This is a genomic window from Spirosoma sp. 209 (assembly GCF_002006735.1).
In the GTDB taxonomy this organism is placed as follows: domain Bacteria; phylum Bacteroidota; class Bacteroidia; order Cytophagales; family Spirosomataceae; genus Spirosoma; species Spirosoma sordidisoli.
The window spans coordinates 23960-40385 of record NZ_MVEC01000009.1 but is presented as its reverse complement, the minus strand read 5'-3'; the positions used below and the strand labels follow the sequence as shown (position 1 = coordinate 40385).

The 16426-nt window shown below is 51.1% G+C and carries 19 protein-coding genes; 17 read left to right on the top strand and 2 right to left on the bottom strand.

The features are described from left to right. The first annotated feature begins 72 nt into the window (after positions 1–72). The 16 genes from B1C80_RS15475 to B1C80_RS15400 all read left to right on the top strand — a co-directional run bounded on the left by B1C80_RS15475 (position 73) and on the right by B1C80_RS15400 (position 13509). The gene (locus tag B1C80_RS15475) at positions 73–1383 is read left to right on the top strand and encodes a quinol:cytochrome C oxidoreductase (RefSeq protein ID WP_077922101.1); all 1311 of its coding nucleotides are present in this window, start codon (positions 73–75) and stop codon (positions 1381–1383) included. A gap of 18 nt (positions 1384–1401) precedes the next feature. Continuing rightward, entirely contained in the window at positions 1402–2523 is a 1122-nt protein-coding gene (locus B1C80_RS15470) for a cytochrome c oxidase subunit II (RefSeq protein WP_077922100.1), read from the top strand. A 25-nt stretch (positions 2524–2548) separates the two neighbouring features. Beyond that, positions 2549–4438: a cbb3-type cytochrome c oxidase subunit I gene (locus tag B1C80_RS15465; RefSeq protein ID WP_077922099.1), complete on the top strand. Its 1890-nt coding sequence runs from the start codon at positions 2549–2551 to the stop codon at positions 4436–4438. Next, entirely contained in the window at positions 4413–5432 is a 1020-nt protein-coding gene (locus tag B1C80_RS15460) for a heme A synthase (RefSeq protein WP_077922098.1), read from the top strand. The genes B1C80_RS15465 and B1C80_RS15460 overlap by 26 nt, the downstream gene beginning before the upstream one ends. A gap of 1 nt (position 5433) precedes the next feature. Further along, the gene (gene cyoE / locus B1C80_RS15455; protein ID WP_077922097.1) at positions 5434–6312 is read left to right on the top strand and encodes a heme o synthase; all 879 of its coding nucleotides are present in this window, start codon (positions 5434–5436) and stop codon (positions 6310–6312) included. A 6-nt stretch (positions 6313–6318) separates the two neighbouring features. Further along, on the top strand, positions 6319–6909 hold the full coding sequence (locus tag B1C80_RS15450) for a cytochrome c oxidase subunit 3 (RefSeq protein ID WP_077922096.1): 591 nt from the start codon (positions 6319–6321) through the stop codon (positions 6907–6909). 14 nt (positions 6910–6923) lie between these two features. Further along, positions 6924–7721 (top strand): cytochrome c oxidase subunit 3, encoded by a 798-nt coding sequence (locus B1C80_RS15445; RefSeq protein ID WP_077922095.1) that lies wholly within the window; start codon positions 6924–6926, stop codon positions 7719–7721. A 14-nt stretch (positions 7722–7735) separates the two neighbouring features. Further along, positions 7736–8071: a cytochrome C oxidase subunit IV family protein gene (locus B1C80_RS15440; protein WP_077922094.1), complete on the top strand. Its 336-nt coding sequence runs from the start codon at positions 7736–7738 to the stop codon at positions 8069–8071. Between the two features lie 3 nt (positions 8072–8074). Further along, positions 8075–8788 carry an SCO family protein gene (locus B1C80_RS15435; RefSeq protein WP_077922093.1) on the top strand — a complete coding sequence of 238 codons (714 nt, stop codon included), beginning with the start codon at positions 8075–8077 and terminating at the stop codon, positions 8786–8788. Positions 8789–8844: 56 nt separating this feature from the next. After that, positions 8845–9390 (top strand): DUF420 domain-containing protein, encoded by a 546-nt coding sequence (locus tag B1C80_RS15430; RefSeq protein ID WP_077922092.1) that lies wholly within the window; start codon positions 8845–8847, stop codon positions 9388–9390. A gap of 13 nt (positions 9391–9403) precedes the next feature. Beyond that, positions 9404–9685 carry a hypothetical protein gene (locus B1C80_RS15425; protein WP_077922091.1) on the top strand — a complete coding sequence of 94 codons (282 nt, stop codon included), beginning with the start codon at positions 9404–9406 and terminating at the stop codon, positions 9683–9685. Positions 9686–9737: 52 nt separating this feature from the next. After that, a complete protein-coding gene (locus B1C80_RS15420; RefSeq protein ID WP_236648803.1) occupies positions 9738–10007 on the top strand; it encodes a DUF983 domain-containing protein in 270 nt (89 codons plus the stop codon). A 133-nt stretch (positions 10008–10140) separates the two neighbouring features. Continuing rightward, positions 10141–10758: an RNA polymerase sigma factor gene (locus B1C80_RS15415; protein WP_077922089.1), complete on the top strand. Its 618-nt coding sequence runs from the start codon at positions 10141–10143 to the stop codon at positions 10756–10758. After that, positions 10727–11659: a hypothetical protein gene (locus B1C80_RS15410; protein ID WP_077922088.1), complete on the top strand. Its 933-nt coding sequence runs from the start codon at positions 10727–10729 to the stop codon at positions 11657–11659. The genes B1C80_RS15415 and B1C80_RS15410 overlap by 32 nt, the downstream gene beginning before the upstream one ends. Next, positions 11656–12684 carry an outer membrane beta-barrel protein gene (locus B1C80_RS15405; protein WP_077922087.1) on the top strand — a complete coding sequence of 343 codons (1029 nt, stop codon included), beginning with the start codon at positions 11656–11658 and terminating at the stop codon, positions 12682–12684. Before B1C80_RS15410 ends, B1C80_RS15405 begins: the two co-directional genes overlap by 4 nt. Before the next feature lie 3 nt (positions 12685–12687). Beyond that, the gene (locus B1C80_RS15400; RefSeq protein WP_077922086.1) at positions 12688–13509 is read left to right on the top strand and encodes an NAD(P)H-binding protein; all 822 of its coding nucleotides are present in this window, start codon (positions 12688–12690) and stop codon (positions 13507–13509) included. A gap of 14 nt (positions 13510–13523) precedes the next feature. Here the strand turns inward: B1C80_RS15400 and B1C80_RS15395 are convergent, their stop codons facing one another. Further along, entirely contained in the window at positions 13524–14669 is a 1146-nt protein-coding gene (locus B1C80_RS15395; RefSeq protein WP_077922085.1) for a glycosyltransferase family protein, read from the bottom strand. Positions 14670–14727: 58 nt separating this feature from the next. Beyond that, entirely contained in the window at positions 14728–15555 is an 828-nt protein-coding gene (locus B1C80_RS15390) for a UDP-2,3-diacylglucosamine diphosphatase (protein WP_077922084.1), read from the bottom strand. Between the two features lie 110 nt (positions 15556–15665). Between B1C80_RS15390 and B1C80_RS15385 the strand changes: the two genes are divergently transcribed. Continuing rightward, positions 15666–16298, top strand: coding sequence for an acetyltransferase (locus B1C80_RS15385; RefSeq protein ID WP_077922083.1), 633 nt, complete (start codon positions 15666–15668; stop codon positions 16296–16298). Positions 16299–16426 lie beyond the last annotated feature (128 nt).

Below are 16426 nucleotides of genomic sequence, written 5' to 3'. Positions count from 1 at the left end.
TCAACGCAGGCTTTGATCTACCGTACATACCTGCTTTTCTGAAACGCGAACCGAAAACTTATAACTATAAGAATGGCATCGGCTCACGCAATACCGTCGCTAGACGAACAATTCGAATTTACAGCAGAGTCCAAACGTCGCTTACTGATCGGCATTGGAGCCGGTGTTGCGTTGGTGGCAATCGGCGCTTATTTACTGGCTTCAGGAGTTGGTGAACATGGTACCCATGAAGTCGTTCATGGTACGGGCGCCAGCGAAGGTCATGATGGTGGCCACCATGCGTACAAGTGGACTAACCGCCTGTGGGCAAACGTTTGGTTGAACGCTATCTATTTTACGGGCGCATCGGTGATCGGGATGTTCTTCATCTCGTACAACTACCTGGCTCAGGCTGGCTGGTCGTCTGCTTTCAAACGTATTCCCGAAGCACTACCCGCTTACCTGCCGTTTATGGGAGTTGTGGTGCTGGCTGTTTTCTTTATTGCCGGCCATGACCTGTTCCACTGGACTCATGAAGGGCTGTACGATAAAGCCAGTCCGGACTATGATCCGATCATTGCCGGCAAACAGGGCTTTCTGAATACGCCTTTCTACCTGATCCGTGTAGTCCTGTACTTCGTGCTGTGGTACGTGCTGTGGCGCATGCTTCGTAATTTCTCGCTGCAGGAAGATCTGCATGGTGGCACCGAATACTACGAGAAGAGTATCAAGTTCGGAACCGCTTTCCTGGTTGTTTTTGCCGTTACATCGTCGACCTCAGCCTGGGATTTCGTCATGTCGATTGACACGCACTGGTTCAGCACCATGTTCGGCTGGTATACGCTGGCAAGCTGGCACGTAACGGGCCTGGCGATTATTACACTGACGGTAGTTACGCTGAAGGAACGTGGGTATCTGCAAATTGTGAACGATAGCCACCTGCATGACCTGGGTAAATTCATGTTCGCGTTCAGTATCTTCTGGACCTATGTTTGGTTTGCTCAGTTTATGCTGATTTACTACGCCAACTTACCCGAAGAAACGATCTATTATCGGGAGCGTTTCAGTGGTTACGGTGGTATTTATAAAGCGCCGTTTTTTATAAATATCCTGCTAAACTTTGTCTTTCCATTCCTTGTTCTGATGACAAGGGACGCTAAGCGTACGTACATCTTCCTGAAGCTGGCCGCCTGGGGCATTATCGTTGGCCACTACTTTGATTTCTATGTGAATATCATGCCAGGAACGGTTGGCGAACACGCTGGCTTTGGTCCGATCGAGTTTGGGATGATCCTCATCTTCGCCTGCGGATTTATGTGGTCCATTTCTACCCAGCTGACGAAGGCTAACCTGATTGCCAAAAATCACCCGATGCTGGAAGAAACCCTGCACCACGACATTTAACGATTAAACTTTCTGATCATGGTTTATATAGTCGCTCTGTTATCGGTTATATTCCTGGGGCTGGCCGTATTGGTTATATCCAGAATGGCAGCTGTTGTTAAAAGCACCAGAGGGCCAGTTGAAGAAGGACGCATAGGGATGAGCAATCGCATCAACGCTGCTCTGTTCATGGTGTTCTTTGTTGTAGGATTGGTTGGGGCCGTCTGGTCGTTCTGGTATGCATCGGACTACTTCCTGCCCGAAGCTTCGTCTCCACATGGTCGCCGGACTGACTTCCTGTTCTGGCTGTCTATGGCCATCATTACGGTCGCGTTCTTAATTACCAATGCCCTGTTGTTTTTCTTTGCCTGGCGCTATCAGCACCGCGAAGGATACAAAGCGGCATACTACCCGGAAAACCACAAGCTGGAGCTGATCTGGACTGTCATTCCGGCGGTTGTGATGGCGGTCCTGGTGTTCACCGGATGGCGTGCATGGCGGGACATCATGTCCGAAGCTCCTGCCGATGCTCAGGTGTTTGAAATTGTAGGAAAGCAGTTTAACTGGATTGTTCGTTACCCGGGTGTTGATGACAACAAGCTGGGTGCTTACAACTATAAACTGATTGATAATAGCAACGATACAGGTATCGATTATACGGATCAGGCCTCTTTTGACGACTTTACGTCGACAACGGAGTTGCACATTCCTGTTAACAAACCTGTATTGCTGAAGATCCGGGCACGGGATGTATTGCACAGCGTATTTATTCCGCACATGCGGGTAAAAATGGACGCTGTGCCAGGTATGCCAACACGCTTCTGGTTTGTGGCTGATAAAACCACCGATGAAATGCGGAATATAACAGGTAATCAGGATTTCGGTTACGAGATTGCCTGTACTGAAGTTTGCGGACGCGGCCACTTTTCAATGCGTATCCGGTTGGTAGTAGAAGACGAAGCTTCCTGGCAGGCATGGTGCAAAGAGCAAAAGCCTTTGTTGTCATCGACGCCTGAACTGGCAGCCCGCATACCTGCTAATCTGAAAGCAAAAGCGGCCAAGTATTTGCCGGCTGATGCGCCTGCTGCTCCTGCAGACAGCACAACAGCCTCCACTCAACAGGGCGGTGGTGTTTCAATAGCCCGGACCACAATCCGTTAATCTTTAGACAACAAACCAAAATACTATGGCGACTGTAGCAGCTAACACGGCAACCGTGGCGCATGTAGCAGAACATGAGCACCACGAGCCGCAAAGTTTTTGGCGCAAGTACGTTTTTTCAGAAGATCACAAGACAATCGCTAAGCAGTACCTGATTTCGGGTATTATCTGGTCTGTTATTGGTATTAGCTTATCGGTTATGTTCCGCCTTCAGTTAGGTTTCCCTGACATGAAGCTGGAGTTTCTGCGGCCGATTCTGGGTAACTGGATTAACGAGAGCGGTAAGCTTGATCCCGATTTTTACCTGGCTCTGGTGACGATGCACGGTACCATCATGGTATTCTTTGTATTGACTGCCGGTTTGAGTGGTACGTTCTCTAACTTCCTGATTCCTCTACAGGTTGGAGCGCGTGATATGGCGTCAGGCTTTCTGAACATGTTGTCGTACTGGTTCTTCTTCCTGGCCAGTGCAGTTATGCTCGTATCGCTGTTCATCGAAACAGGTCCCGCTGCGGGTGGCTGGGTAGTTTATCCGCCACTGAGTGCTCTGCCACAGGCGCACCCCGGCTCACAGTTGGGTATGACGCTCTGGCTGGTCAGTATGGCTCTGTTTATTGTTTCGCAGCTGCTGGGTGGTATTAACTATATCACCACGGTAATCAACCTCCGTACACGGGGTATGTCGTTCAGCAAACTGCCGCTGACGATCTGGGCTTTCTTCCTGACAGCTGTTCTGGGTCTTATTTCATTCCCTGTGTTGTTGTCGGCTGCGCTGTTGCTGATTTTTGACCGCAGCTTCGGAACGAGCTTTTATCTGTCCGAAATTTACATTGGTCAGACCGGCGAGGCACTGCCAAACGTAGGTGGTAGCCCGATCCTGTTCCAGCACCTGTTCTGGTTCCTGGGTCACCCCGAAGTGTACATTGTACTGCTGCCAGCGCTGGGTATGACGTCGGAGATCATCGCTACCAATGCGCGGAAGCCAATCTTTGGTTACCGCGCCATGATTGCCTCCATGATGGGTATTGCCTTCCTGGCGTTTATCGTATGGGCACACCACATGTTCGTAACAGGGATGAACCCATTCCTGGGCTCGATCTTTATGTTCCTGACGCTGATCATCGCTGTACCATCGGCGGTAAAAGCGTTCAACTACATCACGACGCTGTGGCGTGGTAATATTCGGTTTACCCCAGCTATGCTGTTCTCGATCGGTCTGGTATCGTTCTTCATATCAGGTGGTCTGACGGGTCTGATTTTGGGTAACTCGGCACTGGACATTCAACTGCACGACACATACTTTGTAGTGGCTCACTTCCACCTGGTAATGGGTGCTGCATCGGCGTTCGGTCTGCTGGCGGGTGTATACCACTGGTTCCCAAAGATGTTTGGCCGTATGATGGATGAGAAGCTCGGCTACATTCACTTCTGGCTGACGTTCATTGGTATCTACCTGGTGTTCTTCCCGATGCACTATATCGGTATTGCCGGGTTCCCACGGCGTTACTACGCCTTTACGAGCTATGACTTCACGAAGAATATCTTCACGGATATGAATAGCTTCATTAGTCTAGCGGCTATTTTCACCTTCACGGCACAGTGGGTATTTATCTGGAACTTTGTATACAGCCTGTTCAAGGGCAAAAAAGCAACCCAGAACCCTTGGAAATCGAACACGCTCGAGTGGACTACGCCGATCAATCCTGGTCATGGTAACTGGCCTGGTGAGATACCAGCTGTTTACCGCTGGCCATATGATTACAGCAAGCCTGGCGCGAAGGATGACTTCATTCCTCAAAACGTGCCGTATTCGCAAACTCCAGAATCAAATCTTCCGCATGAGAACGAGTTGATTGGTTTGGAGAAAGAGATTGAGGCACAAAACCTGAATGACCAGTTCAAGCAACCTCACTAATAATCGTGAGCGGCAGTTCCGGAGCCTGGCTCTTCTGACAGTCATCATCGTATACCTGCTGGTATTAGCAGGTGGGATTGTCAGAGGAACCGGCTCCGGAATGGGCTGCCCCGACTGGCCGAAGTGCTTCGGCCAATGGATTCCCCCTACAGACGCTTCTCAACTTCCCGCAAACTATCAGCAGCTCTACGGCGCTAAGCTGAAGGGAGAGGTTGAGTTCAATGCTGTCAAGACCTGGATCGAATACGTAAACCGTTTACTGGGTGTACTCTCCGGTCTGTTTGTTTTTGCCACACTGGTGGCCTCTTTCCCTTATTTACGAAAAGACAAGCCCGTTTTCTGGGGTAGTGTCGCTGCTTTTGTACTCATTGGCCTCAATGGATGGCTGGGTTCCCGTGTTGTAGCCACTGAGTTAGCGCACTATATGATTACGTTGCATCTGTTTTTGGCAGTGCTTGTCGTTTTTGCCTTATTGTTTGTGTACGTGCGTGCCAGTGCTGCCAATTGGCAGATCCCGTTGCCAGGCGCTGGTAAGAAGTCACTGAATGGATTAGTGGTCGTGACAATTATTTTGTCACTGGGTCAGGTGCTGTTAGGAACGCAGGTGCGAGAAGCACTGGATGAAGTCGTGAAGCAACTCGGCTACAACCAGCGAGCCGAGTGGATCAATAATCTCGACTGGCGCTTTTACATACATCGGTCCTTCTCGCTTATAGTTTTCGGACTACACGTTGCTGTAATCAGCAAGGTGAGGTCAATCAGTAAGGCCGGGGTTTTACCCTCACTGACCATACTACTAATTCTTACCGTACTGGCCGAAATAGGTACCGGTGCTATCATGGGGTACTTCGAAGTGCCCGCTGCAGCTCAACCTATTCACCTGTTTCTGGCAATTATCATGATTGGGGTGCAGTTTATGATTTGGCTGCTTATAAACCCCGCTTTAAGTTCATCGAAACTGGCTGTTCATAAGCTCAGTTTACAGACTACTTAACATGGAAAAAGTAATTGCTCTTCGTCTCATCAACGAGAAAGCGAAAGCCTATATAGAGTTGTTAAAACTGAAGCTGACACTAGCTGTTGTTTTCTCGGGTGTGTTCGGATATTGTTTGGCAGCTGATGTAATTGTATGGTGGAAAGTGGCGGTACTGGTAATAGCATCTATTGCCATCACGGGGGCCGCTAATATCATCAACCAAATCATAGAGAAAGACTCAGATAAGCTAATGAAGCGCACAGCTGGCCGACCGTTGCCAACCGGTCGATTGTCAGTGAACGAAGCCGCCGGATTTGCGTTCATCCTTTTTTCGGCTGCCTGCCTGCTGTACGTCGAAGTATTCAATCTACGGGCGGCTGCACTGGCGGTTCTGTCTTTGCTATTGTATGGGTTTGTGTACACCCCCCTGAAACGGAAAGGCCAGATTGCCGTATACATTGGTGCTTTACCAGGCGCTTTTCCTCCCATGATCGGCTGGGTAGCCGCTACCAATCATTTCGGCTGGGCTCCCGGAATTCTGTTTGCCATTCAATTCTTCTGGCAGTTTCCGCACTTCTGGGCCATTGGCTGGCTCGCTTTCGACGAATACAAGAAAGCTGGTATTCAAATGATGCCTGGTAAAGCTAAAGACGAAAATACGGCCTTCCGGATCATGATTTACACCCTGTTCCTGATTCCGGTTGGCTGGCTGCCGTATGCCCTGGGAATGACCGGAATTAATTCAGCCTTTATAGCCATGATCGGCGGAATCTTGTTTCTGGCGCAAACGTTTCATTTAATGAGGACCTGCACCGATAAAGCAGCATTACAGATGATGTTTGGATCATTACTGTACCTGCCCGTTGTGCAGATTGTTTATCTGTTAGACAAACTATAAGGCCCCATGAGTGAGATCGTAAAGGATATAGCGGTTCTGGAAGAACCCGAAGAAACCCTCTCGATGAATCCCCGGAAGTTCATTCTGTGGTTATTCATCGTGAGTATTATCATGTTGTTTGCGGCTATGACAAGTGCCTACCTGGTACGCAGAGCCGAGGGTAACTGGCTGGAGTATACAATTCCACCCATATTTTCGTACAGCTCGGTGGTGTTGGTGTTGAGCAGTCTGACTATGCATTGGGCCTACGTGTCTGCAAAAAAAGATAACTTCAACAGCCTGAGGACAGCGATAACTATTACTTTTGCACTTGGAATGGCTTTCCTGTACATGCAGTTCCAGGGCTGGGTCGAACTAGTTGAACAAAAGGTCTTCTTTGTTGGTAACCCGGCCGGTTCGTTCATGTACATATTTACGGGCCTGCACGGCTTCCACCTCATTTCCGGCCTTATCGTGCTGGTGTTTGCGCTGGTAGCCGCTTTTCGGCTTCGTATTCATGCGAAAAGCTTAAACCAGATTGAAATTGCCGCCACGTACTGGCATTTTTTAGACATTCTGTGGCTGTACCTGTTTTTCTTTTTAGTCTATTTTCATTGATAATCTCTTAAACGATGGCGGCTACTGCGACGACAAATACCGTAGCAACTGACTCAGCACAAACGTTCGACAAGAAAGCCTGGATGGGTGGTGTCGAGCCGATGAATGCCAGTTATGGCAAGTTGATGATGTGGTTTTTCCTGATTTCAGATACGTTCACGTTCTCAGCCCTGCTGGTAACCTACGGTCTGATTCGTTACAGTTATCCAGCCTGGGACCCAGCCATCTATGGCGAAGTATTCAAGTTCTCGAACTTGTACTGGCCAACACCTGAGAAAGTGTACAATGCGGTTCCGTTCCTGCACGGTATTGATGCGCCACTGATTTTTGTGGGTATCATGACTTTTATCCTGATCTTCAGCAGCGTGACCATGGTACTGGCCGTTGAGGCTGGTCACCGGATGGACCGTAAGGATGTGGAGAAATATATGCTCTGGACAATCCTGGGTGGTATTACCTTCCTTGGAAGCCAGGCGTGGGAATGGTCGCACTTTATCCATGGCACCGAGACCGGCACCGTAATCAGCGAACTGGTAAACGGGCAAACCGTACAGCGGACTATCTTCGGCGCTAACCTGACCGAGAACCAGTATGGCCCCCCGGCCTTTGCCGATCTGTTCTTCTTCATTACGGGCTTCCATGGTACGCACGTATTGAGTGGCGTTGTGCTGAATATCCTGATTTTCTACCGGGCCGCCACCGGCTTGTACGATCGTCGTGGTCACTACGAAATGGTTGAAAAGGTAGGTCTGTACTGGCACTTTGTTGACCTGGTTTGGGTATTTGTCTTTACGTTCTTCTATCTGGTGTAAGCATCACTACAGCAATGACTGAAAATACACACTATCACGACGATCACGGTCACGGCGGTACCGAGATTCAGCCGGCTAACACGGGAGTTATCTGGCGCACATTCTGGATTCTGGCAGCTATTACGGCTGTTGAATTTACACTGGCCTTTCTGATGCATGCTGGCGGGTTCCGCACGTCGCTCTTCATCATCATGACGCTGGTTAAAGCGTTCTACATTGTAGGTGAATTTATGCACCTTCGCCATGAAGTGAAAAGCCTGATCTGGGCTATCGTTGTACCAGTAATCTTTATCGTCTGGTTATTGGCAGCCCTACTCACAGAAGGCGGGTCCATTTTTGAACTTAGGTAAGTCATGACGACTACACGAAAAGCCGGGATCCTGCTCGCTACGCTGCTGGTCCCGGCTTTGCTGTATCTATTTTTGCGGTTTGGTACGCAGAATCACTACGTTTTACCACGTTATCTGCCAAAAATCGACTCGGCCCGGGGCGAACCCCTGATTGGTAAGGTTACCCAGGCAGATGGTAGTCAGATAACCGACACCATTTACAATCACATCCCGCCTTTCAAACTCATCGATCAGAATGGGAAAACGATCGACCAGTCGGTCGTAAAAGGGAAAATCTACGTTGCCAGCTTTTTCTTCACCCGCTGCGGAACGGTATGCCCCAAAATCTCATCGCAGCTGACCCGGGTGCAGGACATATTTGTGAACCGCTCCGATCTGGTTTTTTTGTCTCACTCGGTCGATCCTGAACATGACCGTCCAGCCCAACTGAAGGCCTACGCAGAACGCTATAGAGCCATCCCGGGCAAGTGGTATTTTCTGACAGGATCTAAGGCCGACATCTATGACCTGGCGCTGCATGGTTATTACCTGCCGGTAGTTGATGCCGGGGTCAAAGAGGGCAAGCCGGACGAAACTTTTATTCACAGCGAAAAGTTGGTATTAGTAGATAAAGAGGGCATTGTCAGAGGGTTCTACGACGGAACAGACAAAGAAGATGTAGATCGGCTGGTACTCGAAATCCGGGTGCTGCTGGACATCTACAGCAAAGATACCTGACGCCGACTGGAACGCTAATTGAGTGATGATTCCATCTGATTTCCCACTATACACGCATGGAAACGCTACAATCGCCGGTGCAGGAGCAGAAGGCTAATCGGATCATTAATGTATTGTCAATCGCCATTCCGGTAGCGGTGGCAGTACTGCTGGGGGTCCGGCAGAAAGTTGACTTGGGAAGCTGGACAACCTACCTGCCCCATATTAACGCTGTCATAAATTCAGCTACGTCGTTGCTCCTGATTATGGGGTTGTATTTCATCCGGCAGAAAAATGTTGCTGCACACAGGCGGACAATGCTAACCGCTTTTACCCTAGGTTCGTTGTTTCTGGTGAGCTATGTTTTATACCACCTGACCAATGAGTCGACGCCCTTTGGCGGACAAGGCTGGATCAGGCCAGTATATTACTTTCTGCTGGTGTCGCATATTGTCCTGTCGGTCGTAGTTGTCTGGTTTGTGTTGAGGGCTGTTTACTTTGCGGTCACCAACCAAATCAGTAAGCATAAGCAAACGGTAAAATGGGCATATCCCATTTGGTTATACGTGAGCACAACGGGTGTGATCGTATACCTGCTGATCAAGCCGTATTATCTCCACTAAATCACCGTAAGCCGTGAAAAACTGGAAAACCTGGTTTGTATTTGTTATTCTTCTGGCTGTAGGGCCTGATCTGATGGCCCAGTGTGCTATGTGCCGCGGAACGGTAGAAAGTACCGTCAGCAACGGACGAAGCGTTGTGGCGTCAGAACTGAACGTCGGCATTTTGTATTTGTTGGTTATTCCATACCTACTGGTCGCCAGCATCGGTTATCTCTGGTACAGGAATAGTAGACTGGAGCATGGAAAACGTCTCGAAATTGCAGGCCGTGTCAGAAGGGCGTTGTCCCAGGTGTAGGAAAGGGAAAATCTTCAGCAGGCCCTTTTATTCACTGCGCGGTTTCGACGACATGTATGAATTCTGTCCACATTGTGGGCTGAAGTACGAAGTAGAGCCGGGGTATTTTTACGGCGCTATGTTCGTAAGCTATGCCACATCGGGTGGTGTGGCACTGGTGCTGGGATTTCTACTGTTTTATCTGGCAGGAGATCCCGGTGGCTGGGTATACGTAGCCGTTATTGCACCCGCCATGGTTTTGATCGCACCTGTCAACTTCCGGTTTTCGCGGGTACTGTGGCTGCACTACGTGGCAGGAATAAAGTACCAGCCCGGACTATAAACTGTTTTTTGCCGGGAAATCATAAGCCCGAAATCTATTTTGTTCGCAAAACGGGTTTCGGGCTTTATTTTTTTTGAGGTTCATGCAACCCGAGTGTGTCTATTATGCATCTTGCCAATGAACCTGAACTCGTATGCTACGACTTATACCGTTTTTCTCGACTGAAACGCAACTGATTGCGGCCCTAAGACGGGCCGAAGGTCGGGCGCATAAGGTTGTTTATGAACGGTATGCAGGCAAAATGCTGGCGGTATGCACGCGCTATTGTGCCAACCGGGCCGATGCCGAAGAGGTTATGATCGATGGGTTCATGCGTGTGTTCGAAAAAATTGACCAGTTCCGGGAAGATGGCAGCTTTGAAGGCTGGATCCGACGCATCATGGTCACCGAATCACTAATGTTCCTGCGAAAATCGAAGCAATGGCGGCAGGAACTCCCGCTCGACGATGTAACAGTCGAGCCGGATTATGAATGGGCCGATGCGTCGCTGAATGAAACGGATTTGTTGCGAATGATCGCTCAGCTGCCCGATGGCTACCGAACGGTCTTTAACCTTTATGCTATTGAAGGCTATTCTCATGCCGAAATAGCCGATACACTTGGCATTTCGGAGGGTACTTCAAAATCACAGTTGAGCCGGGCCCGGATGATGTTACAGACGCTCGTTAAAAAAGCGGAACTGGGGGCATCGGGGCAGGCCCAGATCAGGAAAGACACTTATGAAAAAACACAACGAACACTCGGCCGATAAATCACCTGTCGACGACTTGTTTGCGCGTCGATTGCGGGATACAGCCCTGCCGCCTACTGAAGGCGGCTTCGAGCGGTTACAGGCTCGCATGAACGCTCAACACCAGAAAACACCGGTTGTGCCGATCTGGAGCAACCCGGCCCTACAACGTTACATGGCGGCTGCGGCCTGTGTGTTGCTGGTATGTTTGTTCGGCTGGTTGTATTTGTCAGCGGACCAACCCGGAAATAGTCAAACCGACGGGCAGGTTGCTGCGGCCAAAACCGCTAAAAAGAGCCAACCCGAAAGCAGCGCACCGGCTGCCGAACGCGCCGGTGAAGTCGATCTGGCCAAAACCGAAACAACTACACAGCCCGAAACCGGTCCGGCTACCGCCAATTCGGTCGAGCCGACAGCAAACCAAGTGGCGGATAACGATGTCCTGCCGAACGCTGGCCAGGCCAGCCAAACCCAACATCAGCCAGTGGCTACGCCACAGCCTAAACAGCCGGTCGAAGCGATCAGCGAGCCTATGGTGGCGCAAAACAAACCGGCTACTACAACCGAGCCAGACCGGCTGGACACGACTCCGGTCGAGCCCCGGCAGGCCTCTGCTCCCGAACGGGCCGTAGCATCAGCTAAACTGGCTGAGCGGGTGCTGACCGTAACGATTGCCGAACCTGAGCGGCTGGTAGCGGCACGGCAGGTGGTGAAAAGCTCGGCTGATGAGGGTCAACCGGAGGGGGAAGAAACCCCTTCAAAAGAGGCCAAAGGAGGTAATTTCTGGCAGCAGGTTCGGCGGGTGAAGCAGGGCGACATTTTTGCCAGACAAGACGCCGGTACCGAAGAGCGGAGCCTGCTCAGCCGGGCCTACAATGGCCTCAAGCACTCTATCGATAAAGACAAACCTACCAAACAATGAACCGACTCCTATACGGGACTTTCGTTGTCCTGGTCTTACTGCTCAGCATGAGCGCGCAGGCAAAACCGGTCAGCCCGGCCGACTCGCTGGTGATCCGATTCGCGAACCGGACCCGGATGGTTATCTATGCACCTGATAAAGCCGGTATTCAGGCCCTGTCCAATTATGATCTCAATAAAATTGTCCGGGAAATGAGCATGCAGCTCGATTCGGTTCCCGGCGGGCCGGCGGCTATCAAACGCGATGGTGATCAGTATCTGAAAGATACCGTGCTGGTGGTTACTAAAACCAAAGACGGGGTCAGGATTGTAGTAGGCGATACCGACGGAGCCAGTGCCGACTCGACCCAAAAAAAATCAGAGAATAGCCGGACCGATCGGGATTATAAGGAGACCCGCCGGCGCAACCGGGGCGACTTCGGACGCCTGAATTTTGGCGGTAGCATCGGGCTTAACAATTATATCGTACAGAGCGACGTTCCGGCTTATCCGGAAGATAGTTATGACCTGAGGCCCATCGGATCCCGATATTTTGCTTTGTCGGTTAGCTCGACACCGACCCTGATCCGGGGCAAGCGGGCGTCGCTGAAGCTGTACTACGGCCTGGAACTGGCCTGGAATAACTTCATGTTTGAAGGCAACAACTATGCGGAGAAAACAACTACCGGTGTTGCGTTTCCCGACGCCCAGCGCGACCTGCGTAAAAGCAAGCTGACCGTATGTACCATTGGTATACCGGTCGTTCCCAGGCTCACCTTCTACGACAGTCGTAATCGTCGGGCAGGTCATATCGGGATCGGGATGTATGGAAATTACCGGCTCGACAGCTACCGCAAGATCAAAGAAGCCGATGGGAGTAGAGATCGTCGTCACTCAAACTTCAATCTGTCAGACTTCCGCTATGGAGTCATGACGCAACTGGGCATACGGAATACCGAATTTTTAGTAAAATATGACCTGAGCCCCTTGTTTGAAGAAGGCCTTGGTCCCGATGTAAGGGCCATCAGCTTTGGAATTAGCTTCTGATTGATGCGTAACGTCATTTCAATTATCGGTTGTGGCTGGCTCGGCGCGCCCCTGGCCGATCAACTCCTGGCCGAAGGATACCAGGTTCGGGGCAGCACAACTTCTGACGAGAAAGTCGACACGCTTCGTTTGCGGGGCATCGATGCCTATAAACTGCAACTGGGTCCCGAACCGGTTGGTAATCTGGAGGCTCTGCTGAATGCTGATACGGTTGTTATCAATGTACCGCCCAAAGCAGGCAAACTCGGCGATGACTTTCATCCGCAGCAGGTGGCTTATCTGACCGACGCAATCCGGTCGGCGAAGGTAGCGCATGTCATTTACGTCAGTTCGACATCCGTATACCCCGAACTGAGCCGCACCGTAGACGAAGCCGATGTAACAACCGAAGACCAGTCTGCCGCTCCCGCGCTTGTACGGGCCGAAAAACTGGTGCAGCGCCTGCAACCCGGTTGTAAGGTAACCATCCTCCGGTTTGGGGGCCTGATGGGATATGACCGTATCCCCGGAAAATACGTAGCCGGCAGAACCGTCGATAGCGGGGCTGTACCGGTCAATTATCTGCATCGCGACGATGCGGTGGGTATACTTACGGTTGTAATAGACCAGGCCATTACTGGCGTTTTCAACGGCGTTGCTCCTGAACACCCGACGCGTGAGGCCATCTACCGGAAAAGCTGCGCTGATTTTAGCTACGCGCTGCCAACCTTCGTTACCCCTCAACAGCCCATCCCATACAAGTTGATTGGTACGAGCAAACTGCAACAGCAGATACCATATACATTCCGGTTTCCTGACCCGCTCCAGTTCCCCTACGGCGCGTAAATTGACGTCGTTTGTTACGACCGCAGTAGCTGCCGCATCCGACTCAGGAAGAACCCACCCGAAGAGGTAGGTCGCGAGGCAACAGCCCGGTTCATAGCGGCCAGGAAGAGGAAATAGCCTTGACCATACCACGCTCTGAACCGGTCGCTAACCTGCGGGTCGTGTTGAGGCAGATAGTCCAGTAAGGTATCCAGGTCAAAGCGGTCAGTGGCTACGCCTACACCGGCCCGTTGCCCGTCGAGGGCGTTACCGGCCTGCTCAAAATGGTTGGGCTGAGGAATCATCAGGGCGGGCTTACCAAGGTAGGCGGCTTCGCAAACAGACTCGAAGCCGGCCGTGGTGACAACGGCTTTACAACGGGCCATGTAATCCAGGAAGCGCTGGCCATCGATGGCATGGTAGGTCAGCGTCTCATCGACAGCATGATCCGCTTCCTGAATACCACTATGAAAGCCATGCATTGGAACCTTCGGGTTTCTCTGGTGCGCTTTCTCCAGCTCGCTACGCAGGCCGGGCTGGGTGACGTAGGCCAGCAGGAAATCACCAGCAACGGCCTTCAGTTCGGTAACTTCGCGCCGGAGCAGGGGAGGAACAACGCGCACCCGCCGTTCGGGGGCATCGGCCTGCTTGTCGAATGATAAGGCCAGCAGCTCCTGAGCCCCAAAGCACGTGAGTCGGGTGTTGAGCTTGAACGCCTGTTCGTATAACCACTGATGTCGGGGCCGCTGAAAGTTAGGATGGAACGCCAGGTATTGATGGGCTACACAAATCATAGGGACCGATGGTTTCATCAACGCGTAGGTTAAGCCGCCCAGCATCTCGTAAAAATTGACGACTACATCGGGCCGCAGCGTCTCGATAGCTTTTCGCACCTGTTTCAGACTGCGCCAGAAGGGCCTGACAGATCGGATGGCCCGCAGCGTTGTCTTTGTTGGTTCCAGCGCGTTGGTACCCGCGTTGTAGACCAGACCCGGGCTGAAAACGGGGGTTATGGGAGCCGCGAAAGCTGAGCTGAAAAAATCAGGAACGTTCCGGTTTTCTGTCACGCCAACCAGGGCACCCACGACCTCATGCCCGGCCGTTTGAAGTATCTGGGCCAGAGCCAAGGCCTGTGTCAGGTGCCCACGACCTTCGCCCTGGACTAGAAAAAGAACTCGCATACTGGTTGGGGAGATGAGGTCTAACCGATTTAGGCAACCGGTTAGACCGGGTTTATGGTTAGACAGCCGGTTCAGACAAAGCCTTCTGCGCTTTGCGGGCGGCTTTTTTTACCCTGGCCTCTTCGTCGTCCTCGTCAGATAGATCAGATGTGTAATAGAGCAGACTCCAGTTGCCGTCGTGGTCTTCGACCAGCGCGCTCAATGATTCGACCCAATCGCCCGAGTTCATATAGATGATACCATCGAAATTATGAATGGCGGGTTGGTGAATATGGCCGCAAATGATACCGTCGCAGTTTCGGGCGCGGGCCAGCTCGGTCAGCTTCTGCTCATAGTCCGATATGTAGTTGACGGCCTGTTTGATTCGTCCTTTTATCTGCTGCGAGAGCGAGTAGTAGGGCAGACCACGCCAGTTACGGTATTGGTTATAAAACTTATTGACCCAAAGGAGGAATGTATAACCAATGTCGCCCAGGTACGCCAGCCACTTCATCTGCGAGGTTATCGAATCAAAGACATCGCCGTGGGTAACGTAAAATTTGCGGGTGCCCGAGCTGAGGGTGTAATCTTTACGGATCGAGAAATTCTTGCCTACCTTCAGCGGCATCACCTGGTCCAGAAAGTCGTCGTGGTTACCGCGCAGATAGACAACTTTGGTATCGTAGTGAACGATTTGCTTTAAAACCGTTTTAAAAAAGGCAGTATGTTTTTTCTTCCAGGTGCTGTACTGTTTCAGTTGCCAGCCATCAATGATGTCGCCGTTCAGAATCAATTTCTGGCAGGAGTAATTGCGCAGAAACTCGGTCGCTTCTTTGGCTTTCGACCCGGCGGTACCGAGATGAATATCAGAAAGCACAATGGTTCGGAACTGTGTACTTGATCTCATGGACGAAGCTACCGTTCATACATGAAGTAGTATTTACCACATTGTTACCAAATTGGTAAATATATAGCCATTAACAGATGGTAATTCACATTGACTTAATAAGATAATTGATGGAAAACCCCGTATTGATTTTTGGGGCAGGAAGCCTCGGACTGACTGTATTAGACCTTTTTCAGCGGAATACCGTCGTTGTATACGGCCTGCTGGATGACAATAAAGACCTGCACGGAAAAGAGTTTGGCGACGTTTCGGTGCTGGGCGAGACGGACGATGATGGGTATCTGAAGCTGATTGGACAAAAATGTGAAGCGTTCGTTGCCATCGGCGACAGCCGGGTACGGAAGCGGATCGTGAAAATGCTGAACGAACGGCGGAAAGTACAGCCCGTCAACGCCATTCATGATACGGCGGTTGTGTCGGCTTTAGCCACCATAGGCCACGGTAACCTGATTGCGGCCCGGGCTGTTGTGAACGCGTTTGCCGAAGTCGGCCAGCACTGCATTATTCAATCAGGCGCTGTTATCGAAAGCCAGGCGAAGCTCGGCGATTATGTGCAGGTAGGAACCGGGAGCGTAATCAGCAGTGGGGCCATCATTGAAGAGGGGGCCTTTATTGGCGCCGGAGTTACAATCGTTGCCGGGGTAACAATCGGTAAAAACGCCCGCATCGGTGCCGGGTCGGTCGTCATCGAAAACATCGAGGCCAGCGCCACGGTATTTGGCAACCCAGCCCGCAAACTGTAAAAACGCGATCGCACCGGCGCCCCGGCCATCGCGTCTCCGATGCGTTAGCCATAAAAAGTATGACCACGTAAGAACGGCCTGCGCGTCAACGATTCGTTGATACGCAGGCCGTTCCTGTATAAAATACT